The 23,617-nt window shown below is 38.8% G+C and carries 18 protein-coding genes; 7 read left to right on the top strand and 11 right to left on the bottom strand.

What is annotated here, in order from left to right:
- Positions 1 to 12: 12 nt before the first annotated feature.
- Positions 13 to 213 (top strand): hypothetical protein, encoded by a 201-nt coding sequence (locus NSTCB13_RS07045; RefSeq protein WP_448271781.1) that lies wholly within the window; start codon positions 13 to 15, stop codon positions 211 to 213.
- 81 nt (positions 214 to 294) lie between these two features.
- Positions 295 to 1,653, top strand: a complete 1,359-nt coding sequence (locus NSTCB13_RS07040) for a sensor histidine kinase (RefSeq protein ID WP_448271780.1) — start codon at positions 295 to 297, stop codon at positions 1,651 to 1,653.
- A gap of 127 nt (positions 1,654 to 1,780) precedes the next feature.
- On the opposite strand, the gene NSTCB13_RS07035 is transcribed toward NSTCB13_RS07040, so the two are convergent.
- On the bottom strand, positions 1,781 to 2,284 hold the full coding sequence (locus tag NSTCB13_RS07035; RefSeq protein WP_448271779.1) for a hypothetical protein: 504 nt from the start codon (positions 2,282 to 2,284) through the stop codon (positions 1,781 to 1,783).
- 1,180 nt (positions 2,285 to 3,464) lie between these two features.
- Positions 3,465 to 4,964: a glycosyl hydrolase family 57 gene (locus NSTCB13_RS07030; RefSeq protein ID WP_448271778.1), complete on the bottom strand. Its 1,500-nt coding sequence runs from the start codon at positions 4,962 to 4,964 to the stop codon at positions 3,465 to 3,467.
- A 428-nt stretch (positions 4,965 to 5,392) separates the two neighbouring features.
- On the opposite strand from NSTCB13_RS07030, the gene NSTCB13_RS07025 reads away from it, so the two are divergent.
- Positions 5,393 to 6,631 (top strand): ScyD/ScyE family protein, encoded by a 1,239-nt coding sequence (locus NSTCB13_RS07025; RefSeq protein WP_448271777.1) that lies wholly within the window; start codon positions 5,393 to 5,395, stop codon positions 6,629 to 6,631.
- 31 nt (positions 6,632 to 6,662) lie between these two features.
- Here the strand turns inward: NSTCB13_RS07025 and NSTCB13_RS07020 are convergent, their stop codons facing one another.
- Positions 6,663 to 7,484 carry an SDR family NAD(P)-dependent oxidoreductase gene (locus tag NSTCB13_RS07020; RefSeq protein WP_448271776.1) on the bottom strand — a complete coding sequence of 274 codons (822 nt, stop codon included), beginning with the start codon at positions 7,482 to 7,484 and terminating at the stop codon, positions 6,663 to 6,665.
- Positions 7,485 to 8,400: 916 nt separating this feature from the next.
- On the opposite strand from NSTCB13_RS07020, the gene NSTCB13_RS07015 reads away from it, so the two are divergent.
- Entirely contained in the window at positions 8,401 to 8,772 is a 372-nt protein-coding gene (locus NSTCB13_RS07015) for a hypothetical protein (RefSeq protein WP_448271775.1), read from the top strand.
- 128 nt (positions 8,773 to 8,900) lie between these two features.
- Here the strand turns inward: NSTCB13_RS07015 and NSTCB13_RS07010 are convergent, their stop codons facing one another.
- The gene (locus tag NSTCB13_RS07010; RefSeq protein WP_448271774.1) at positions 8,901 to 11,045 is read right to left on the bottom strand and encodes a peptidase domain-containing ABC transporter; all 2,145 of its coding nucleotides are present in this window, start codon (positions 11,043 to 11,045) and stop codon (positions 8,901 to 8,903) included.
- Positions 11,046 to 11,622: 577 nt separating this feature from the next.
- Complete coding sequence (locus tag NSTCB13_RS07005) at positions 11,623 to 11,811, bottom strand: hypothetical protein (RefSeq protein WP_448271773.1); 189 nt, start codon at positions 11,809 to 11,811, stop codon at positions 11,623 to 11,625.
- Positions 11,812 to 12,983: 1,172 nt separating this feature from the next.
- Here NSTCB13_RS07005 and NSTCB13_RS07000 point away from each other — a divergent pair.
- Positions 12,984 to 14,315 carry an HlyD family efflux transporter periplasmic adaptor subunit gene (locus NSTCB13_RS07000; protein WP_448271772.1) on the top strand — a complete coding sequence of 444 codons (1,332 nt, stop codon included), beginning with the start codon at positions 12,984 to 12,986 and terminating at the stop codon, positions 14,313 to 14,315.
- 109 nt (positions 14,316 to 14,424) lie between these two features.
- On the opposite strand, the gene NSTCB13_RS06995 is transcribed toward NSTCB13_RS07000, so the two are convergent.
- A complete protein-coding gene (locus tag NSTCB13_RS06995; RefSeq protein ID WP_448271771.1) occupies positions 14,425 to 16,173 on the bottom strand; it encodes an alpha/beta hydrolase in 1,749 nt (582 codons plus the stop codon).
- Between the two features lie 243 nt (positions 16,174 to 16,416).
- Between NSTCB13_RS06995 and NSTCB13_RS06990 the strand changes: the two genes are divergently transcribed.
- The gene (locus tag NSTCB13_RS06990) at positions 16,417 to 16,611 is read left to right on the top strand and encodes a hypothetical protein (RefSeq protein WP_445628901.1); all 195 of its coding nucleotides are present in this window, start codon (positions 16,417 to 16,419) and stop codon (positions 16,609 to 16,611) included.
- Between the two features lie 20 nt (positions 16,612 to 16,631).
- Here the strand turns inward: NSTCB13_RS06990 and NSTCB13_RS06985 are convergent, their stop codons facing one another.
- From NSTCB13_RS06985 to NSTCB13_RS06970, 4 genes are all read right to left on the bottom strand, one after another.
- Positions 16,632 to 17,546 (bottom strand): ion channel, encoded by a 915-nt coding sequence (locus NSTCB13_RS06985; protein WP_448271770.1) that lies wholly within the window; start codon positions 17,544 to 17,546, stop codon positions 16,632 to 16,634.
- 181 nt (positions 17,547 to 17,727) lie between these two features.
- The gene (locus tag NSTCB13_RS06980) at positions 17,728 to 18,603 is read right to left on the bottom strand and encodes a YsnF/AvaK domain-containing protein (RefSeq protein WP_448271769.1); all 876 of its coding nucleotides are present in this window, start codon (positions 18,601 to 18,603) and stop codon (positions 17,728 to 17,730) included.
- Between the two features lie 372 nt (positions 18,604 to 18,975).
- Entirely contained in the window at positions 18,976 to 19,884 is a 909-nt protein-coding gene (locus NSTCB13_RS06975) for a DUF2382 domain-containing protein (RefSeq protein ID WP_445628898.1), read from the bottom strand.
- Between the two features lie 472 nt (positions 19,885 to 20,356).
- A complete protein-coding gene (locus NSTCB13_RS06970) occupies positions 20,357 to 21,169 on the bottom strand; it encodes a DUF2382 domain-containing protein (RefSeq protein ID WP_445628897.1) in 813 nt (270 codons plus the stop codon).
- A 236-nt stretch (positions 21,170 to 21,405) separates the two neighbouring features.
- Between NSTCB13_RS06970 and NSTCB13_RS06965 the strand changes: the two genes are divergently transcribed.
- The gene (locus NSTCB13_RS06965) at positions 21,406 to 22,146 is read left to right on the top strand and encodes a DUF1995 family protein (RefSeq protein WP_448271768.1); all 741 of its coding nucleotides are present in this window, start codon (positions 21,406 to 21,408) and stop codon (positions 22,144 to 22,146) included.
- Between the two features lie 292 nt (positions 22,147 to 22,438).
- Here NSTCB13_RS06965 and NSTCB13_RS06960 read toward each other — a convergent pair whose 3' ends face one another.
- Entirely contained in the window at positions 22,439 to 23,371 is a 933-nt protein-coding gene (locus tag NSTCB13_RS06960) for a hypothetical protein (RefSeq protein WP_448271767.1), read from the bottom strand.
- Positions 23,372 to 23,617 lie beyond the last annotated feature (246 nt).

Below are 23,617 nucleotides of genomic sequence, written 5' to 3'. Positions count from 1 at the left end.
ACCTTTGCACTCTTGGTAAAGGTTATTTTTAGTTTAGCTTGCGTAGCCCGCACTTCTCTACGAGACGCTGCGCGAACGGCTGCGCTCAGTGACCGTCGTAGACATCGCTTTCTCAATATTCTCCACCCAGATGATAAATTGCACGCCAATTACTTTCAGTCGCCTGAGAAATATTTTCAGCTTGATAGACCCTTGGTTTTATTACATACCTAAACTAAAACCAGATTTTGAGGGTGGCAGAATGTAAAATATTAACTTATTCTTTACCTGTCTTTGAAAAAATCAGGGTGTCTAGTGCCAGAAGAATTCAGTTGCCAAATTTCACCGCCATTTTTGTCTGAGGGTAGCGATCGCGATCTTGGTTTAGATTCAACCCTCCAAGAACTACCAATGTATAATTTCTCGGTGGAAATTAGCCACACCGGGATGGAAGTGGCTAGTTTTTTGGACAAATACCCCCTACTACCAGGAGTAATTTTGGTAGAACAGGGACAGTTTATTGGGATGATTTCGCGGCGGCGACTACTGGAATTTTTGATTCGTCCATTCGGACAAGAGTTATTTGTTCAGCAACCATTAGCTGTTCTCTACAGCTATGTGCGGACACCGATGTTGGTGGTTGCTGATACAACATCGATTTTAACTACAATGCAACTGAGCTTAAAGCGATCGCCAGAATTATTAGCAGAACCAATTGTAGTAGAAACCCAATCTGGTGCTTATAGATTATTAGATGTCCAAGAATTGAATATTATTTCTTGGCAAATTCGGGGAATCGACAATCTGATCCGGTACGAACGCAGTCAAGCCCAAATGATTCAAAATGATAAGATGGCAAATTTGGGGCGTTTAGTAGACGGTGTAGCCCACGAAATTTTAGACCCAGTGGGTTTTATTTGGGGTAACATAATTTATGTTTCAAACTACAGTCAAGATTTACTCAAACTAATCGCAGCTTACGAGCAAGAGTTACCATCAGTTTCTCCGGCAATTAACCAAATTAAAGAAGAAATTGAATTTGATTTTTTAGAACAAGATTTATCGCGATCGCTTGCTAGTATTCGCACGGGAGCGGAAAGATTAAAAAAACTCGTTACTAGCTTGCAAAACTTCTGTCATATTGATGAACTTTTTCCTAAGCCCGTAGATTTACACGCTTGTATCGATAGTATTATTTTATTAATTAATAGCCGTCTTCAAGGAGAAATTGAAATCGTCAAATACTACGGTCAATTACCCCCAGTATATTGCTTTATGGGGCAATTAAACCAGGTTTTGATGAGTATTTTAAGTGAAGTTGTAGATATTTTACTCAATGAAGGAGTGCGACAGCAGTTACATTTAGAAGAGACAAAAACTGTTCAAAAACCCCGAATTGAGATTACCACAGAAGTTATATCACAAGAAGCAAGCAACCCAGATGCACCAGATTCTCGCTGGGTTTTGATTCGCATTGCTGACAATGGCTCTGGAATGTCTGAAGAATTACAACAACAAATTACGGAGTCTTTTTCTCTGGAAACAAAGAATGGTAAAAATACTGGTTTAGCAGTAAGTTATCGAATTATCACTGTGAGACATGGTGGTAAATTAAATTTTCATTCACAAGCTGGTATAGGTACAAAATTTGAAATATTGTTACCTTTGGTGTAGCAATATGCTTTTAGGAAAATAAGCTAAATGTGAACATTTTCCAATCAATAATTGTTAAAATACTGATTTTTAAATCAGCATTTATTTGTGTTTAAATTATTCTTTTATCAGTTTAAGAGACAAAGAATTAAATAGTATTTAAGGTTTCCCATTCATCCAAAGAAACTTGAAACTCTATATTAACTTGTTCCATAAGTAACTTTTCTGTTTCAAAATAGCCAATTTCAGTAATTTCTCCAGCTTGTGATACATCGAAACGGTAAAAGCCAGCATCTGTTGTATATTGCACAATTCTAATTTCTTTAGGTGGATCTAAGTCTTTTTCTATCCCATCTATACATATACGTCGATATATAGCTCCAGTATATTTATGGTTTTGATTTAAAAAAACACGATACTTGGGTACAGGAAATCTTTGCTTAAATAATTCAAAGAGTTCAAAGAATACATCACATGCTTTTGCTTCGTCTCCAACTTCTTGGAGAATGATATTTTTCCATCCTGCTGTTGATTCATTCCATTTATAATATCGAGCTACCCAGTCGTGGTAACTGTGTAAAAGGAGGTGTCTCTTCTCCATAAAAGATCCCATTTTGCGCCAGAGCACAAGAATAGCCACCAATAAATCCATCTAACGCAGTTAAGGAACGCTGTCCTAAATACATTGCTGGTCTTGGTTTAATCATTTCTAAAATTTCATAAATATTTTTCATTGATACTGCCTATTGAAAAACTAATTTACTTGCTTTAGTAAACATTAAATTGTGGGATACGTTAAGCATTACTATAACACTTTTTTAAACTCCCAAATCCTTGCATAGCCGTAACACACCTACTTAATATTTTACTTTATAAATAGGTTCTAAACCTCTTGTTTATCTATTAGACTTATTGCAGAAGTCGAGAAAAGAGAAAGGGGGTAAGGGGTAAGAAAAACCCTTTCCCTTTAACTTTTTACCTTTCCCCCCCCCTCTTGCAAAAATACTTTTGCAAGAGGTCTATTTATTTGTAGGTTGTGTTCAAGGATAAAACCCAATATTTACTTTGGCATCGAAATTATAAGGAATATTTTCAGTAAGTTCACTTTAACTTCATCTTTTGACTAAATTCGTTAAGGAAAATGCTTAAATGCTTTCTCGAAATGCTTGATTGCTTTCTCAAAATGCTTAAATGCTTTCTCATTTCGGTAAATTCAGCAAGCAAAAAGGCATATTGCTTTATCAAAAAGCTTAAATGCTTTCTCATTTCGGTAGATTCAGCAAGCAAAAAGGCATATTGCTTTCTCAAAATGCTTGATTACTTTCTCATTTCGGTATATCGCGTATTTATTTTGGTAGATTCAGCAAGCATTAATTTGTCGGGTGCGTTAAAACAGGCGTAACGCACCAAGAAATACAGTGCGTTACGGCTAAGGGACTTCCAAATAACAAAATACTCAATTATATCATGTCCGCCTAATTAGTTATGATTCCCGCATCTGTGCAAAAACCAGGAAAACCTCTTTCCCCCTGCCCCCTGCGGTCTTAATGATAAGTCTTTAACCGGACATGATATTACTTATTGTGGGGTAGGCATCTTGCCATTGGTGTCAACTTAAGCGCAAACCCTTTTAAAACCTCGTTTACAGCCAGAGGCTAGAAATGCTGCTCCTGGCGGCAGAGCCGCCAGCAAGGGAGGCAGAGCCTGTAGAACGGCATTCCCAGTCTGAGACTGGGAACGAGACAAATTACTTATTGTGGGGTGGGCAACATGAGCGCCCACCCCACAAGATTGGATAATTTATTTCTTGGAAGTCCCTAAACATCCATTAATTAAAATGTCTTTTGCAGTAAGCTTTCGCCACGTTGATAAATTTCCCGCGCGTAATCAGTCCAAGCGCCTTGTCCCCAATAACGAAAACAACTGGTTTGCAGCAAAAGATTATGTAGGAGAACGTTACGGTATTGAGATTGTCTAGTAATCGGTTCTGCTGAGTCAGTTTGCAGTAATGGATCGATCTTTTGATGAAATAAACTGCTTAATTGATACATGGGAGACAACACATTTTCATATCCTTTTACCCAACTGATATGATTTGTCCACGAGGCTCCATCTAGATGAAAATTAGAGTTTATTTGCTTTAATTCTTGAATGGCATTCTCTACAGCTTCCGGTTGAATATTCTCTGGTAAAACTCGCTGCCAAATTTGATGTTGTCCCACTGGCTGACAAGTTGGATAATCTTCAGGTGTGCATCCTGCTGCTTCGATTAATTCTAAATATTCTGTACCACACACACCAACAACACCTGATTTTCCTCCCCCATTATTTACCATATCCCACCAAGCTTGTTTAAAAGCGCTCGGAAATTCATTCATCATCACGCCGCCATTTTCACCATCGCCAATTTGGCTAACTATTGGTGGCACAAATACATCCCCAATTTGTTGTTTGGATAATGTTTTTGCTTCATAATAAGGCTGCATCTGAGCAACTAATTTAGTATCCGAACCTTGGGTTTTAATTAAAGCTGTGATGCTAATTGTTTCGCCTTGAGAATTCCGGGCAATTAGACGATGTGGTAAATGTTTATAAGTGAGAGATTGACCAGTAAGAGTTTCTACAGAATGTTCTTGAACAAGTAGCCAGCGATATCCACATTCTTTCAGCGCTTTCACAAATTCAAAGAGAGCATCGGGGTGATTTGGTAGGTGCATTTCTGGGGGCGAAAATCCTTTGACTCGCGCTAATGCTTCCCAACCAAAAATTGCCGCAAAGTGATGTTGCCATGCAACGATCTGCAATTTAATATCTGCTATGGGTGTGGAAGGAATAACTGCATGACTCCACATTGTACCCAGCCATTCTACATAAGGTTGGTAGGTGCGATCGCAAGTAATCCGTTTAAGGTTATCGAGAACATCACCGCGTCCCATTTGCCGTAGTCCCCACAGCAGATTACCAGAGTAATCCAACATCACACGCGGATTGCAACCTTGACTTACAAGTTCCGGGATGAAGTCTCCCATCCGGCTGTAACAATAGGCAAAAGGATCGGCATTGTGGTTATCCCCTTCATGGGGATGTTCAAACATATATTGCAGATTGCTGATGAGTGTACCACCATTTCCAGCAGGTATAGTTGGCTGGTGCATGTGTAAAGCGATCGCAAACACAGCATTTACATCTTCTAAACGAATATTCGTGGTTGGTAAAAATACTGGTCGATCTTGGTTAACTACAGAGAGAACCTCTGTTTCCCAACCAGAAATATTCGGTAAGCCATCAATGATTTCGGGCAAAGGAGTCAGGGTTGTGGGGGAAGAAAGCATTTCTGATTGCTCCGAAACAAGGTATGTCTAATTATGCGATCGCCCAGCAATTTCTGAACTGCAACTTTATGTATTGATGCAAACTGCGATCGTCTTGTAGTCCCGCACTATAATTCAACAGTTCGATTCTCACACTTGTATAAAAAGCGTTAGAACATATCCAGTAATCCTATTTAATTTTGTTGCTATAAGCGTACATCTGTACGCCCCTATAGCCAATTCATGATGTTGCAAAGATTTTTGGAAATGGTATGATACAACTCAAAATTCAGAAATTCAGATTTCATCTGGCTTTCTGGGTTTGCATCTGTTTCCCTCTTTTAATAAACTGTGAAATCCACAGAAAGTATACACATTAAATATTATTATTTATCAACATAAAATTTTCTCTTCTATGCTTACGCAAATTTAATTTTAGGAGGAGTCTCATGAAACTAAAACAATTTGGAATTACATTTTTGAGTGTTTGTATTGCTGCTTTTTCGGGAATGAAAGCAGCAGAAGCGGCATCATTTTCAGTAATTGCCGATGGTCTTAATAATCCACGGGGTCTAAGTTTTGCTCCTGATGGAAGTCTCTACGTTACAGAAGCAGGAACAGGCGGCAGTGGAGCTTGTGTTCCTTCACCGAGCGTTGCAAACCAATCTTTATGTTATGGCACAACTGGTGCAGTAACCAAAATTGGAAATGGTACGCAACAACGTATACTGACAGGACTTCCTTCTTTAGCATTACCAGATGGTACTGATACTTCTGGGCCTCAAGATATAAAATTTGATGCTACTGGCAAGCCTTATATTGCAATTGGGTATGGTTCAAATCCCACATTTCGCGCCACATTAGGTAACACTGATTTAGGAAAAATCATCACTGCTAATTTCAATACAAATTCCTGGACTAGTGTGACTGATTTAGCTAATTATGAACTTGCAAATAATCCTGATGGAGGCGATGTAATTAGCAATCCCTTCTCTATTCTTTTAGATGGAAATAAGATTGTTGCAGTTGATGCTGGTGCTAATGAGTTACTCACTGTAGGGACTGATGGAAGTAATTTGAAAGCGATCGCCACAATTCCCCGGCAGACATTAACTAATCCAATTTTCCCCACTGGCCCATCGTCATCGCCATTTGAAATCCAAGCAGTACCGACAAATGTCGCCAAAGGCCCAGATGGCGCTTATTATATTAGCCAATTAACTGGTTTTCCTTTTCCCGAAGGTGAAGCAAAAATCTATCGAGTTGGTGCTGATAATAAACCAACAGTTTATAGCGATGGATTTACTCAACTTACTGACTTAGATTTTGATAGTCAAGGTAATTTATATGCTTTACAGTACGCCAATCAGTCACTCTGGAAAGGTAATCTAGATGGTTCGGTAATTAAAATAGCTCCTGATGGGACTCGCACAACTATTCTTAGTGGCAATGGATTAGAGTCTCCTACTGCTTTGACTATTGGTGCTGATGATGCTATTTACGTGACAAACCAAGGCGATCGCCCTGGACTTGGACAAGTTATCAAAATTGAGAATTCCAAGTCTGTTCCTGAATCTACTTCTACTTTCAGCTTATTAGCTTTTCTTGGCACTGCGAGCCTTACTTTTTTGCACAAGGGTAAAGCCAAACAACTGAAGATTTCAAAGAAGTTTATTCAGGAATGCTGAGTCAGCGATCGCTCTCGGTGTCTTCCCTTATCTACGAAACGCTACGCGAAGGGATAAGTTTTTCAATCAGCCGTTGTTTGCTTGGTGCTGGCGGTGTTGCTAATCGTAAAATTAGCTCTAACAACCAAGGGGCGAGGCGTTGACACAACACGGCTAAATGACTTTGCCATCCAACTAAAATTTCTGATGAATCATTCTGCATTCCGGTGACGAGTGCTTTAGCTACTTGCTGGGGAGTCATGGGGATCGCCCAGCGAAATAATTTTAAGTCGCGCACCATGTCTGTGTCTGTCAGGGAAGGCAGTAATGCAATGACGCGGATATTGTGTTCGGCTAATTCTTGGCGCAAGGCTTGGGTAAATCCTAAGATGGCAAACTTGGTTGCTGAGTATGTCGCCATCGTTGGTGCTGCAACTTTCCCCATCAAGCTCGATACATTGACAATTGTCCCTTGTTTTTGGCTGGCCATGCGTCGAGCAATCAAACTAGTGAGGTTGTACATTCCTAACAAGTTCACAGAAATTTCTTCTTGAACTTGAGGCATTTTAGATTGCAGAAATGAACTTTGGTATGCGACTCCCGCACAATTAACCAGCAGGTGAATCTGTCCATAATTGCGCCAGAGTTGGGCAACAGCGATATTCACTTCTATTGTCTGCGTTAAATCTAAAGCCACGATCGCAGCTTCCGTACCCATCGCCTCGATTTCGTTGGCTACCTCTAGTAACTTGCGGCGATCGCGTGCTACCAATATCATCCGCTTGATGCCTTGTTGCGCTAATTCGATGGCGATCGCTCGTCCAATTCCACGCGAAGCCCCTGTAATTAGGGCAACTTTACCTTGAATCTCCATTAGTTTTATTCTCCAAAATTTAAGTCTTACCAAACTCCTCGTTATTGCCGATACACACAAGCAAAAACTACTCACTTGTCGGCACAAAGTAAGACAAATAATCAATCGCAATTGAAATCAAACTGAAACTAAGCCTTTAGCAACGAGACATTTCTTGGTTAATCTGCAATCCCTCATAGTTGTCTATATGAGGCAGAAATTTCTCGTTTTGAACCCGTCAAAGCCTAACACACTTGGCTGAATAGATATAGCTCATAGATTTTATTTCTCCTAGATCCGAGCGTTCATCAGCATCGCTGTCATACACACGTTAGCAATTAAATCAAGCTATTGCAATATTCTTTAATAAGAATTTCTTAATACTTCTTAACGACAAGTATATATATACAAAAGATTTTATTAAATAAGTTTTTATGAATCCCTCAGTACCAATATCTCATTTTCCTGACAAATAGCCTTGTTTTAGGAAATTGTGATATTTAATTCATGGTTTAGAAACAAAAAAGACATATAGCATTTTGATTAATGGTTGCAATGGTTAGAGTTTTTAACTCACAAAATTACATCAGTATATTTACTGTTTTATTAAAAATAAAGGTTGATGACCTTTATTGATGGAAAATAATCAAAAATGGCTAGATTGTTGTCTAAAATTATCAGCCAAAACTTTAGAAGAAATAGTAATTTATTTAGGTTTAGCTTTGAGTTCATCAAAGTAATGCTTGAGACTTGCTTTGTCTATAACCAACTTCAATCATTCATTAATAATAAGATCCCCGATTTCTCTAATAAGTTGGGGATCTAACTGTAAGTCAACATGATTCCTAATTGATGATTCTGCCTAAAGTCGTACTCCGTAAATTTACGTAATTAGTAATTATTACCCCACGCTTAAATCGACTTACTCGCAGCAAGGATGGATATCAAGACTGCTCGGTTAAGAATATTTGTAAAACAGATACCTCGAAGTCGTTTTGAGGTACTCCAAAGTCGTTTTGAGGTACTTAAAAGTCGTTTTGAGGTACTCCAAAGTCGTTTCGAGGTACTTAAAAGTCGTTTTGAGGTACTTAAAAGTCGTTTCGAGGTACTTAAAAGTCGTTTTGAGGTACTTAAAAGTCGTTTTGAGGTACTTAAAAGTCGTTTTGAGGTACTCCAAAGTCGTTTCGAGGTACTCCAAAGTCGTTTTGAGGTACTCCAAAGTCGTTTTGAGGTACTTAAAAGTCGTTTCGAGGTACTTCAAACTTTATCGCGCCGCGATCGAGTACACAGGTGCGTAGGTGTAGCTTGACTTTTAAAACAGTCGCTACACATTTCTATTTTTTAGGCAAAATCTATGCAGTATTGACACCACTCTCTATTCCCCGTCTAAGTTGTGGTCTAAATACCTGAAAAATGCTAAAAAGCCCATCAGTTTAATTAAGGAGTTAAAAAGTCTAAATGGTTTCCTGGTTGGGCACGCAAATCTTCCACAGTTCCCTGGATTTGTAATTTGCCTTGATTTAATAGCACAATCCAATCAGCACGGACAATTACTCTCGGACGGTGGCTAATCAAAATCGTAGTTTTGCCTTGGCGATGCAACAATAGCTGATTCAAAACTTGAGCTTCACTAACTGGATCGAGTCCAGCTGTTGATTCATCTAAAATCAAAACTGGTGGATCGTTGATAATGGCTCTAGCTATAGCCAATCTTTGCCGTTGTCCACCAGAAATATTTGACCCAAATTCACCTAATACAGTTTGATATTTTTCAGGTAGTTTACTTATAAAATCGTCTGCCTCAGCAATTTGGCAAGCATCGACAATTTGCTCAAAAGTGACGTGAGGAGAACCTAACCGAAAATTATCAATAATAGAGCGACTCCAAAAATGAGCTTCTTGCGGAACAAGGACTACTTGTTGCCGCAAACAATCAAGGGCTAGGTCTTGTAGATTATAAATACCAATGCGAATGTTACCAGAATTAGGCAAGTATAAACCTGCAATCAGTTTAGCAAGAGAACTTTTACCGCAGCCAGATGTACCAATTAGAGCAATAACTTTACCGCCAGGAATAGTTAGGGAGAAATCTTGCAGTAACTCTAGTCTCCCAGGATAGTGAAAGTTGAGATTTGTGCAAATAATATCAGCCTTGTTAGGAATCTTCGTAAAAGGTTTTTTAGTATCGCCTTGATTTTCAGGTGTGGAATCGATAACTTCTGTTAAGCGCTGCGTAGCAGTTTTTGCACGAGTAAATTCATCTATAAAGTTGAGTACAGTACCAATGAATGCTAAAAAATTACCATTCATTCCGTTAAATGCCAGCAGTTGACCGATGCTGAGTTCCTTGTTAATAACTAGGATGCTGCCGAAACCAATCAAACTAATGCTGCCAATACTAGAAACTAAACTAGAGAAGATGCCGTTAATAATTCCAATCTGAACTGTGCGGAATGTTTGATTTGCTAAACGACCAAATCGGTTTTGAAATTCTTCCCAAAACTGGGGAGCGGCGGTAGTAGTTTTGAGTGTCAAAGCGCCTTTAAAGCTTTCAACGAGAACACCTTGGTTTTCTGCATCTAAAACTAAGACACTTCTGATTTTTTGTTGAAGTGTAGGCAGAAAAACAATCGTAGACAAACTCATTACAATCGCAATAATCACACCAACTAAGGTAAGTTTCCAGCTATAGAACAGCATGAAACTTAAAGAAACTGCTGCAACAAATAATTGGCTTGGTAAACTAATAATTGCTTGAGAAATTAATTGATTAATTTGTTGAATATCTTGCAATCTACTCACAATCTCGCCACTGCGACGCGATTCATAGTAAGTCAAAGGCAACCGCAGGATTGTCCTAGCAAATTCTAAAATTAATCCTAGCTCAAGCCGTTGGGCAAAATGGGCAATCAGGTTATATTGAACTAGTTTTAAACTACTTGACACAAGATTCATCACCACAACGGCAATAATCACAGCAGCAAGAAGCTGGGTGTCACCCCGAACTAGTACATCATCCGTCAGAATTTGGATTAAGAATGGAGAAGTTAATGAAAGCAGACCGATAAGTAAGGCGCACAAAAAAGCCTCGAATAGTATTTTTCCATAAGGCAATACACGCCGCACAAAGCGCCCAAAGCCGTCTATTTTATCATCGGGTTGAGCATAAAAGCGAACCGAATCTGGCTCCAGCAAGAGCATCACTTTATCTGACCAAGCCTCCGTTAACTCTTTTTTAGAGACATAACGGATGTTAGCTGCTGGGTCGGCAACTATATATTTCTTGCCTTTTTGGCCATACAAAACAACCCAGTGGTAGCCTCTCCAGTGAATGATTGCTGGTAGTGGCGCTTGGTTCATCTTGTCTAATATTTCATTTGATGCTCTGACTGAGCGTGCATTGAAACCAAGTGCCTCGGCTCCCCGCCTCAGTCCTAACAATGTTGTTCCTAATTGACCAGTGCCTACCGCTTCCCGGATGTGATTTAGTGTAAAGTTGCGCTGGTAATGTTTGGCAATGGAAGCAAGACAAGCCGCTCCACAATCTTCTTCACTATGTTGTGTAACAACTTGGTATTTCATTTCGCACTCCAGTATTTATATCGTGACAAAACCAAAAAAATAGCAGGGTCTTATCCCTGCATGGTTAAAAATTTAGCCCATAGTTAGTCGTACTATAGTTTTAATACTTAGACAAAATCTCGTATTTTGATGCTCAGAGGGCTGTAACCAGCAACTTATGTTAGTTATCTTAAATTTACTTTGTTAAATAAAAGTTGATACAAACTGTATTAATTTGTACTATCCTTACCTGTCTTTAAGATCGATCAAAGGTTATGGATATCGTCAGCAAAAGCCTATGTAAAGTGTTATTGATAATTACCACTAGCAATTATCAATAACACGTTGTTAACTTTTTTAAAGAAAAGTAGATGGATAGGAATAAACGTATGTTAGGATGACTGCCAATAGAGAAACAGCTAATGGCTACTAGGATTAAGTCGATTAGCAATTAAGCCGCACGCAAAATTAATTTAACCTGCGTCAACAGTGTAAATTACTTGAAACGTGAACTTTTATCCTGAGTAGAGACACGTTAATCGTGTCTTTACGTTTATTATTTCCCTTCTACTTAACTTCATACAAATTGCCTATTGCCCTATTTCCCGATAGAAACGTTGCTGTAGTTGGCAGCGTATGCTTTTGGTTTATAACCATATGCTTTAGCACTAGCATATTGGTTTACTATTACTACATTATTATCGGACACGTTAAAGAAAGGATAACCACCACCAGACAGATTGGCTTCTTCGTTGGTGCTTAATGCAGTAAACAAGGTGCTTTCCATAGTTTTAGTTCTCACTTGATTGTTAGGATTTAGATAACATCACACTAAATTCATCAATGCAAACAGCGCATCTATGAATGTTTTTGTGTTGTTAAGGAAATTATATGAGTGAAACTAGTGTAATAAAACAACTATTTCCTAAAGAAATATGTATTACAATTTCTTAACAAACATACTACTTGGCTAATAATTATACTATTTTCACTGTTTTCTGAAAAAACTATGAATTTTATTCTATTTAAATAGATAAATACTCTGGATTTAATTGTATGGCAAAAATATATATGCGTATAAAGATTTTCTGATAAATAATGTCTAATTTTAGACTAAAATAAACAAGAGAATTAACGTATTAATACTATTATTGAGGCACAAAACCTTAAAGAAAGAGTATCAAATCAGTTAAATAGTATTTTCTTATACAAAATCGTCAAAAAGCAAATTTAGAAAACTTAAAAATTTTACTTAATTTTTTGTATCACGTATTATCACGCAAGTATTCTTTTTTTTGTACTTTGCTTATACAGAGTCTATTGAAAATAGCATAAAAGATTGTAATAACAATGCTTTTAAACTAGCTTAACTACTTATTAATTAGAAAATAAAAGAAAAATTTTTCTCTCTATTATAGAAATTTTTGCAAGTAAATAAAGAAAAGGTAAAATTTTAGAAGAAAATTATAAAGATTTGGTCTTTTTACTAAAAGCCACTAATTGTTATATAGACTTAGGCTATGGATCGGTTTTTAGCTATTGCTGATGGAAAAACCTCTAAGACAAGCGGCTTATCTTCTCCCAAGGGAAGAGGATAAGAAGACTAAGCTTTCAGAGGATGTTTGAAAAGTTGCAAAGTATACTAGAAAACCCTTTACAAACCTCTCCCAAAAGGTCGAGAGGCTTTGAAATCCTCCCTTTTCTTCTAAAAAAGGGAGATAAAGACGTTAGATTTATGGGGCTTAGATGTTAGCACTAATACTTTTCAAACAACCTCTCAGAGTGATAAAAGAGGCTCCTAAGTTGAAAATGCTTGTTCAATAAATATCTATATATATAGATGTAATGTCGCTTTGCATTTTCATACTTGGTAGTGTACGAAGTTCATAACTATCACCTTCTTAGACTAGCTAGCTATTTGCTAAATTCTTTGCACAACCAAAATATTTTTTAACGTATATGCTTATTGACCCCCAACCGGACTTTCTCCGCCCAGTTGAAAGCGACGAATATCTTCCTCCGATTAGCAGTTGGACAAGGCTGGGAGGGATATTTTTAATTGGAAGTGTTGGCGCTGCCTTCGGACTTGCAAGTGTCATTCAATACAACATAGTCGTGAGAGCAGATGGTACTGTCCGTCCCACGGGAGAAATACGGTTAGTGCAAGCAGCAGCAGAAGGCACGGTTAGAAGCATTAGGGTGAAAGAAAATCAAGTTGTGAAAAGGGGAGATGAGATTGCACTGCTCTACGACACACAATTACAAAGTAAAAAAAGCCAAATTGCTGGAAATATCCGGCAGAATCATTTACAAAGAACGCAAATCGATGCACAACTAAGAGCGCTACAGACTCAAATCACAGCTGAATCCAAATCGATGGGACAGGCGATTATCTCCGCACAAGCCGATCTTAGTCGTAATCAACGGGATTATGGAGACAAGCGAATTACCACTAAGGCAGAAGTGGATGAAGTAGAAGCCTCTGTAGAGTTAGCAAGGGAAGAACTGAAGCGATATCAGCAGTTAGCAGAGACTGGAGCGATCGCAGCTTTACAGATTAAGGAAAAAGAACAAGCTTTCAAAGCTGCACTTGCCAGATTAGAACGGATCAAAACTGGACTCAATCCCACTAGCGCAAATGTGGAGATCGCCCAAGAACGCATTGCCCAAGAACGGGCAAAGGGTGAGTCTATGCTTGCGGCATTGAACAAAGAAAGACAAGAACTGATTGGGCGTCAAGTAGAAATTCAAAATCAAATCAGCAGCGCTCAAGAAGAGCTAAAACAACTCTCAACAGAACTGCAAAAAACTGTAATTCAGGCTTCAGAGGCAGGTACTATCCTAAAACTAGAATTAAGGAATCCTGGGCAAGTTGTTCGTGCTGGGGATGCGATCGCTCAAATTGCTCCTAGTAAAGCACCTCTGGTCATCAAAGCCCGTGTTGCTGCTTCTGATATTAGCAAAGTACAGGTGTGTAAAGTCGTACAAGTAACGAAATGTTCACAAGGGGAAGTACAAATGCGGTTTTCTGCCTATCCGTACCCAGATTACGGCATCCTCAAAGGAGCTGTTAGAGCTATAACCGCCGACGCTATTACATCTCAAGTTAACGGCAATCCAATTGCGCCTTACTATGAGGTGACAATTGAGGCAGAGAGACCTTATTTAAAAAAGGGCGATAAATCCTATCCCATTCAACCGGGGATGGAAGTTACAGCTGATATCATTTCCAAAAAAGAAACCGTAATGACATTTATTTTGAGAAAAGCAAGGTTGCTAACAGATTTGTAGGCTTTTTCTTGTATTCCACGCCATTAAGAATCACTCAGGATTTATGCATTAGACCTCTTGCACGGTTTTAGATCCCCCCTAACCCCCCTTAAAAAAGGGGGAACTAGAATCAAAGTCCCCCTTTTGAAGGGCAGGGCTGTTTCATTGCCTCAAAGGTTGATAAGGGGTGGAAGTAGGTTGAGGATTTGATGGTTTGCTGGGACTGGGGAGTTGGCCCACTCCAAACTCGATCGAACTGAGCTACCGACAACGACTGTAAAATACTAAGATTAAGCGGCTCTTTGCTGATAAATGTGGCATAGGAAGGCTGCAAATAGGAACGGTATTCAGGGCGGTTAAGGAGATGGGTTTCTAAAAAAGCGACGCTAAGGGCGTTGAGATAGGAAAAAACAGCCGCACGATCGGGGCCCAGTAAAGCAGGTGGTACAGGTAAGACATTGTTTTGAGAAGTCGGTTCGGCGATCGCTGAAAAGTGGGTGGCATTTTCAATCAAAGCCAGGTACTTATTGGAGTCAGAAAGCCAGGTAAAGGGGCGAATTTGTTCAGATACGGGTGGTGCGAAAACATCTTGACTACCTGCTACCAGCATGACGGGAATTTTAATTTGACTGATTTGCCCCTGACCTAAAACTGAGCTGTCAATGGGATTAATCGCAATGATGGCCTTGATGCGATCGTCTTTGAGTTCGTAATTCTTTGGAGGTAAATCGTTTGCTTGACACTGCAAAAACAGTGATAAATTAAAGGATGAATTATCGGGATTACAATCTTGCCTCAGTTGGCTAAAGTTAATATCGGCTCCTGCTAAAGTCAAAACAGTATAACCACCAAAGGACTGACCGATCGCCCCAACTTGCTGAAAATTAAGTTTTCCTTGGAGGGTGGGATCGGATTTATCTAGACGCTGGAGTTCATTGAGTAGATATTTGATATCCAAAGGTCGGTTGACAAATTCTGCTGCATCTGGCGGCCCTGCCAAACCCGCAAAATATTGTTGAAAGCGTTCGGCATTACTACCAGGGTGTTCCAGTACAGCAACAGCAAAACCATAGGATGCTAGATGTTCAGCTAGATAGACAAAGGTAGAGCGATCTGAAGCCAGTCCATGAGAAATTACAATCAAAGGGAAGGGAGGAGAGAATAATTCTCCAGCTTTTTGTGAACCTGCTGACGGCAGATAGATATCTACGGGTAGACGGCGCGAGCGAGAAATGTCATTTAACTCCAGGCTTTTTTTCTGCCAGGTGAATTTTCCTGGCGATCGCAAATCTGGTTTTTGGGAGAAATCAATTTTGGAAGTGGCTGCTTGAGCGATCGCTTCTTTTTGCAGAGAGGCAAAAACTTCATCCTTTTTTTTAATCAATTGCGACAAGTCATCGACTATCCTTAATCCCTCTGTGAAATTCACCCGGATAGTATCGCTAGGAAATTTCCGCAGTAAATTCACAACCGTTAACCCCTCTTGTCGATCGGCAGCAGACAAAATTAAAGAGGCACGTATGGCATAGAAGCCATTCTTTCGAGACTCAGTGAGCAGTAATTTTCCCAGTTGTTGCACCAACTGTTCTCCTATCGGTGAGTAGGTAACTTGAGATACTAGTGTAGGAGTGAGATTAAAGCGTTGCTGGAGTAAATCCCGCAGTTGGGCGAGTTGTTCAGGAGTCGCACGGCTAGCATAAAAGGACAAATCCTGATCGATTTTGCCCTCTTTAGCAAAGGTTTCCAGCGAGTCCACCGATAAATAAAATTCGCCGAAGGGAGGATAATAAAAGCTAATGCGTTCAGCCCCCAATCCGGGAGTAGCAGTCAAGAACGTAGATAGAAAACCTAAACCCAGATATCTCAAAAATTTTTTCATTAGAAAAACCCACTATCTAACCCTGGCAAACAACTTTGGGCAGGGAGGAAAGCGGGGCGGGATCTATAACCGCTTTCCTGTTGAATTGGTTTAGATATATCAAACAGGCTATAAGCACAATAAAGCAAGTACTTACGAGAAATTTGACGGAGCTTTGAACGATCAAAATACATGAGTAGCAAATTTTTCACTCAAACAGCATCAGTAGCGCGATAATAGATATAGAGATCAAAATTAAGTTATATGTCCTTTGCTTCCTGCCCCTGTTGTGTTGTCGTCCTCAACCAACAACAAGAGCAAAATATCGCCCACCAAAAGCAGTGCCAGGATGTGCCAGTTAACCACAGTAAGAGTGCGGTTAAAAGTTGCACTGTAATTGAAAATGGTCGAGTGGTCGTTAAATCCTTACAACCACCACTCAATCAAACTTTCGAGTAACTTTCAGAAATTTCACCCCTTCAGTCTAAAGGTAAAACATCGTGGAAGCGGTTGTAATCAATGTAGCGATTTCCATCGGGTGTGTGGTAAATGATATCGACAAATTGATTGTTCCACAAAATCTCATTAGCACTATAGCTATGACGGGCATGAACAACCTGGACAACCGTTTCATCAATGCCACTCAAAGAGACAATCAGCATAGTATTTGTCTGGGTTAACGATTCTGGTGTCATCCCATACAAAGGACTAAACTCATCAATGACATGCATCACTGACCAGCTTAACGTGAAGCTAGGTGTTTGGTTCCTCACCAGTTTAAGATCGTGGAACCGACGTATGAACTGTCCTTCTAGGGTTATTTCGTCGCGCATCAAGTAGACTCGCATCTGCGCTTCCAGAATCGTATTGCGACGCTTATTAGCGCTGCGAAATATCAGAGTCGGCATCGCATTATGAGGTGTAATGACAGCAACACGGCTAAAAAGTACACGGGCTGTAGGTCGAGAGAACCGAGCAAACGCTAGTCCTGTCATCACAGCAATTCCCACCAAACCGATCATTGCTTCAATCGTGACAATAATGTTGGCGTAAGTTGTTTTCGGATACATTGCCCCATAGCCAATAGATGCTAGGGTTTGGACGCTAAAGAAAAATAAATCTAAAAAAGAGCCAGGTTGGGCGTTGGCAATACAATCTCCTCCGATCGAGTAAGCTAGGGCAAATAGAGCATTAATCGTTATATAGAAAGTACAAATCAGCAGCAGAAAGCCAATCCAAGGAATCGTCAACAGCAGATGATAAGGATCGCGCCAGTAGGAATGCCATGCACCCATACCTATAATTTCAAATTTTCCATCTTGAACTTGAATCTTAATCGGTGGGATCGAACGCTGTCGTTTCTTGGGTGAAAGTCTCTTCAGTCGAAATTTCATTGCAAGTAGCCAAAAGAACGCCAACTACTTAGTATTGTAAATTAAGTTGCATTAGAGACATTCACTCTAGACAATTAGGCAGTAGAAATTTAGCTTTCTTTTCTTAAATCAGCAAAAAAATAGGGTGTGCAATGCCCACCCTACTATCTTTATCTGCTAGAAACTTGTTAAAAACTTGTTGTTATGGCTTTAGTGATTGACCTTTAGAACAGCGGTCAAACCACTCCTGGTATTTTTTCTGGTGCAACTCATCTTCAACAGCAATGGTAACACGCACCTGCTTGCAGCCGTGATTTCGCTCTAGTGCGATCGCATTCAATAATAAATTAGCAATTTTAGGTGAGCTAAACTCGCCGCTTACCGTTAAACCGCTGTCATGTGTAACTTCAAGTCTTTCTACTTCGGTCAAATCAACGCCAGAAATTTCTTCTTGTCCTAAATCAATTTCTGCGAGTTGTTTGTGTTCTGGGCTAATTTGTTCCACAATCAGCTTTTCACGCCAGACAGGAACTTGTACCATCCGAGTTTCAATGACTTTGCGAACAATTACCTCACCAACTTTACGCTTACTGCTTTCAACAACTAGTCGTTCTTCTAGTAGACGAATAATCTGTTCTTCAGGAATCTGTTCTAAATTATTTAATGACTCAACTGAGCTATTTGTAGTTTGATTGTTAGCTACTTGCTCAGTTGAGTTAAAATCGCCTGGTGTTTCTGATTCTAAATATTCAGGCATATATTCAATTTCTGATTTGTTTAAGTCGATGAAAACAGATTGAGTCGGCTTGTCTATTTTTTTGATTCTCTGGCTCTGCAACTGAAATAGAGAAGGATGTTTATCAACTAACTGCTGGCTAGATTCAGCAGTTTTTTGATTAGCCTGGTTCGATATTACGAGGTTTAGCCGACGATTAGCATCCACAATTAAATCATGAACTACTCCTACTAGCTGACCTTGATTATCAAATACAGCAAAATTGTTCACCTTCTTTCTTAAATCTACCAGCGAGGAGATAGTGCGAGAATTACCCTTTGCCTGTAATGTGTTTTTTGCCATAGTTTGGCTATTCATCTGGAAAGTTTACTAACTGCTTTCTACTTAGCTAAATTAAATGTATTAATCATCTGGATACCATTTAGAAGGTATTTGCACTCAATGGATTTATCCAACTCATATCCAGAGTAATATTTGCAATCAAAAATCCTCAGTGAGATCGATACTTTTTGCTTCAGCGAGAAAGGGGAAAGGGTAACGATTTTAATTTACCTTTACCCCTTTCCCCAGACCAAAAGAGAGATTGTTGGGTTTATCCGAAAAGTATTGTAAGTGGTATCAGCGTAAGGACAGGTAAAGCTAATTCAACTGCTTCACCTGTACTGTATAGAATTAATTATTAGTCATTAGCTAATAACTAATGACTATGTATAGTTAGCGTTCTTCAATGGGAAGATTACCAGAATTCACATCTAACTCTTCACGACGCACAGTTTCTTGAGTTTCAACTGTGTCTTGATCGACCACTTTTCTAACTCTGACTTCTTCACGCAGAAATGCTTCTTTGCGAATATCAGGAGTTTCTTCATGGATTTCTATGCGAGCAACTTCGCCTTCACGGAAGTCTGCTTCACGCCCAGAAACAGGCGTACCCGCATCTGCTGGAGTTACACGTTCAATCACGACTCGTTCTCTTTCTACTGGCACTGCAACCCGTGCGGTATCAGTTTCAACATGCTTGCCAATCGTTACTTCTCCAGTTTTTTGGCGTCGTTTGCTGGCAATCAACCGTTCTTCATACAATCTCAGAGTTTGATGATCTTGCTCGTTTAAACCGTATAAAGCAGGCTCATTTTCGTAAGTGTAGCTATCACGGGCGTAAGTGGGAGTTGTACCCAATGGTGCTACAGGCGTTCCTAAAGGATCTAATCCTGCTGAAGGATCTAATGGTGTTGCAGCTTCTACAGGAAGGTTGTTGTAGTCTGTGGGTTGGCGATATACCCCACGCACCCGTTCTTCATAGTCGTAATCAAGGGTTTGACGTTCATCGAACTCAGGCAAATCTTCAGCTTGCTCTCTAGTCAAACCAATTGTGTAAACGCGATCGGTATTATAGTCGATACGAGCGCGGCCGATTGGTAGTAATACTTTTTTACCAAAAATCCAGAAGCCTAAGTCAACAACTAGATAGCGAAAATGACCTTCTTCATCAACTAAAATATCGCTAACAGTACCAACTTTTTCATCAGTTCCCTGTGTATAGACACCCTGCCCTTTAATGTCATGACCATCAAAACTCTCTTGATAGCTAGGCTCAAAATCTTCTAATTTGTAAAGAACCATTATTTTTAACCTCAAATATTTTTTGTCAATCTCTTAATAACTAAAGTAGACATTGATTTATTTTTGTACATCCTTCTGCCGAATGAATTATTTCCAGAGTTAAATAATCGAAAGTTATAGATAATTTTGGGCGATATGGCTAACTAGAGACATGAAATTAGGAGCATCTCACTTGACTGTTGTAAAGATATGTCTAGCTTTAGTACGCGGGATTCACCAGATATATTAAGATTTTTAATGCAAAGTTTTGTATTTTGTATCTTGTATCCTTGGATCTATAGATGGTTTCTCAAGATATAATTTTTTGAATGTTAAGATTACTTACTTTTTAGAAACTTGAAAATCTTGTTATTGAATAAAAAATACAGGCAGAGATCAAATTAACTTTGCCTGTATGATAATTTTTAGATAAATCTATCAAACAAATTTATCAACCAGCTAATTAAATAGCTTTATATGCAGTAACACCAAATTATTGCACATCTAAATTACCCGCAGTATCAACATCTAATTCTTCTCGACGAATAGTGTCTTGTGCTTCCACAATGTCCTGTTCTACTATTTTTTTCACCCGGACTTCTTCACGCACAAACGCTTCTTTCTGTATCTCAGGCGTTTCTTCGTACACTTCTATGCGTGCTACTTCTCCTTCTTGAAACTTAAGTTCATTGGGATTTACAACCTTTCCTGCTTCTGTTGGCGTAATTCGCTCAATCAAAACTCGTTCTTTTTGAACGGGTACTGTAACGCTTACAGTTTCTGTTTCAATATGCTTACCAACCGTGACTTCTCCGGTTTTGATGCGCTGTTTATTGGCAATTAATCGTTCTTCATAGAGTTTAAAAGTTTGATGAGATTGCTCATTCAATCCATATAAATTGGGATTTTCTTGGTAATTGTATGTATCGCGATCGGAAGTCACACCGCTAGTTGGAGAACGAAATACACTACGTACCTTTTCTTCGTAATCATTATTAACGATCGCATCTTCTGTATGATCGGGTAAACCTTCTATTTGCTGTCTGCTTAACCCATCAACATAGACGCGCCTTTCTAGATAACTGATCCGGCAAAGACCAGTTGGTAGTAAGATTTTCTTGTTAACAAAATCTAAGCTGACATCAATAATTAAATAGCGAAAATGACCATCATCATCAACTAAAACGTCAGCAACTGAGCCAACTCTGTCCCCACCCTCAGTATAAAGATCCAACGCTTTGAGATCGTCTCCGCCAAAAGTATCTCGATAATTTGGGTCAAAGCGTTCAAGTTTATGAAGAGGCATACGCTGTTCCTAAGTTGTTTATAAGGTTTATTTGTGAGTATAAAAAATATTGAGCTAAGTATCCTCCTGCTGGCGACTGAGTTTAATGGAAATATTTGAGGATTTATATTATTAGGGGAATACTCAAGTGAAACAGTCCTACGTTTTAAGGGGATTGGGCAATCTCATCTGCGTAAGTCCTAATTAAGAGCCAATACTGAAACAATGGGAATAGACACTACAGAACCATGCAAATTATGAGTGAACTTCCAAATAGTCTTGAAGATGCGATCGCCCAATCTCGCACAGCCGTTCAAGCTGCCCTTGCAGATGGCTGTACTCGCTTACAAGTTGAGTTCCTGTTCCCAGAACTGAAGTTTATGCCGATAGCGGAAGAATTTCTGCCGGCGTTTACAGATTATGATTCCCGTTTGAAGATTTTCTTTGCTGACGCTGGGGCTGCGGCCCTAGCCCGACGTGATTGGGTAGATGCGCCATTTCAAATTTTGGATATTGGTACGGGTAGGGCTGCTTCTTTGCAGACAAAAATTCAGCCAGAGGATGAAATTTTCTTATTCATCGCCCCCACATCGGTAGAAGTGCCGCAGTTGGAAAAGCTGTGTGAAGTAATAGGCGATCGCCCTTTAGTTTTGTTAAATCCTCGTTTAGAAGATTCTGGAACTGTGGGTATTGGTTATACAGCGAGAAAAATCCGCGATCGCTTTATCAGTACTATTGAATCTGCCTATTACGTGCGCCCCATAGACGATCGAAGTGCCCTATATCGCTGCTACCCAGGGGGGGGACAGTGGGAAGTTTGGCTGGAAACCGGCGGCGAATATCAAAGAATTGCCGAATTACCCACAAAACCATCTGGTGATGATTTGGATCTCATTGTTTTAAAAGGACAACCGCAAACAACAACAGACGCGACACCTGCGAGAAAGCCCAGTGTGTTTAAGAGTTTGCAACGATTTTTAAAAGCATTGAGTAGTTAGGATAATGCAGAGGTAGCAGGAAGAAAATTCTCATCTGCTGCCTCATTGTGAGTTTTTATACATCGCATTGATAGACATCAATGATATTTGATATTTATGCTTAGAGGTTATTTGAAAAGTCGTATATTGTGATTTTAATCAAATTATTACCCCCCTTAATCCCCCTGATGTATTGAGGGGAAACAAGAAAATCCGGTTCCCTCCCCTTTATAAGGGGAGGGTTAGGGTGGGGTAAAAAATATTTGATAATCAATCATAACTTTTCAAACATACTCTTACGATGATATTTATATTAATCTAAACATTGACCATAATATAGTTTTTTATCATCATTTTTTGAATGGTCTTCATATATACGATAGTAGCAAAACTGGTCATGAGCGCAGCCTTTTATTATAGCAGTTCCTTTTGTACCTACTATTTCTAGACTTATTACTGCCCAATCATCGCCATCTAAATCCATGCTCCAGTAATTTTTTCCTTCAGCTAATCCAACATTTTGAATTTCTCCAATTAGAGATACGATTTCAGAACAAGATTTAATTTTTTCTATTCCCTCTTGATATTTATTAGGAAATTGTTGCATTCCCCAAAAGTTTCTTAATTGATTTGGAATAATTAACCCAGGAGAGGGATTATAATCAGAAGCTTTAAATGTTACCAAAGAGATGAGTATAATTATAAATATTGCAGGAGTAGCATAAAGTAATCTTTTGATTTTACTAATTGGTTTACGAACTTGGAACAGACAACCAAGAAAAACAAATATAAGAGGAAATGTATAAAAAACTACAGTTGCAAAAACTAGGTTAATTGTGTTTGCTATCCAAATAATTATTTCAGCAACAACTGTATTTTTTAAATTACCTGTAACCAAGATAAATAAACCAATAAACATGGAAAATAAACCACTAATAAATGATTCAATTTGTGTATTTACACTTAATATTGATATACAGCCTATAAATACAAAAAAAGCTAAGATTATCGGATTGTAGTCTTTATTATTATTTTTAATTATCCAAAGCAAAATTATACTAGAAATTAGTGAAATAAATAAGGCTATGACATAACTAAAGGGATAATCATAAGGCGATAGTAACCAAAATCCAAAAAAATGATTGAGGTTTAGTAGAGTTAATAAAGCAAGAGCTAATAAAAAAGGTATACTCCAAATAAATATTTGTAAAGTCAGAAAAATGGCATTTATAATAAAATTAATCATTGTTTTTTAGGTTGTATATAACTCTAATTGTTCAATATATTAATGATAAATTTAATAGACAATCGTATTTATTCAGAAGAACATAAAGTTTTACATAGATTGACTTTGCTCTTAGCTCGACTTCTCGAAATTTAAAATATAGCCGCCTCAATTATAAATTCAATAAGACTTAAGCAAAAAGCCTTTATCCCACAGCATAATCAATACATTTTGCCAAAATTAGAGGAAAAAAAGAAAAGTGAGGAA

The sequence above is a fragment of the Nostoc sp. DSM 114160 genome (assembly GCF_053470305.1).
The sequence above is the reverse complement of the archived record's forward strand: the minus strand, read 5'-3'. Positions and strand labels throughout refer to the sequence as shown.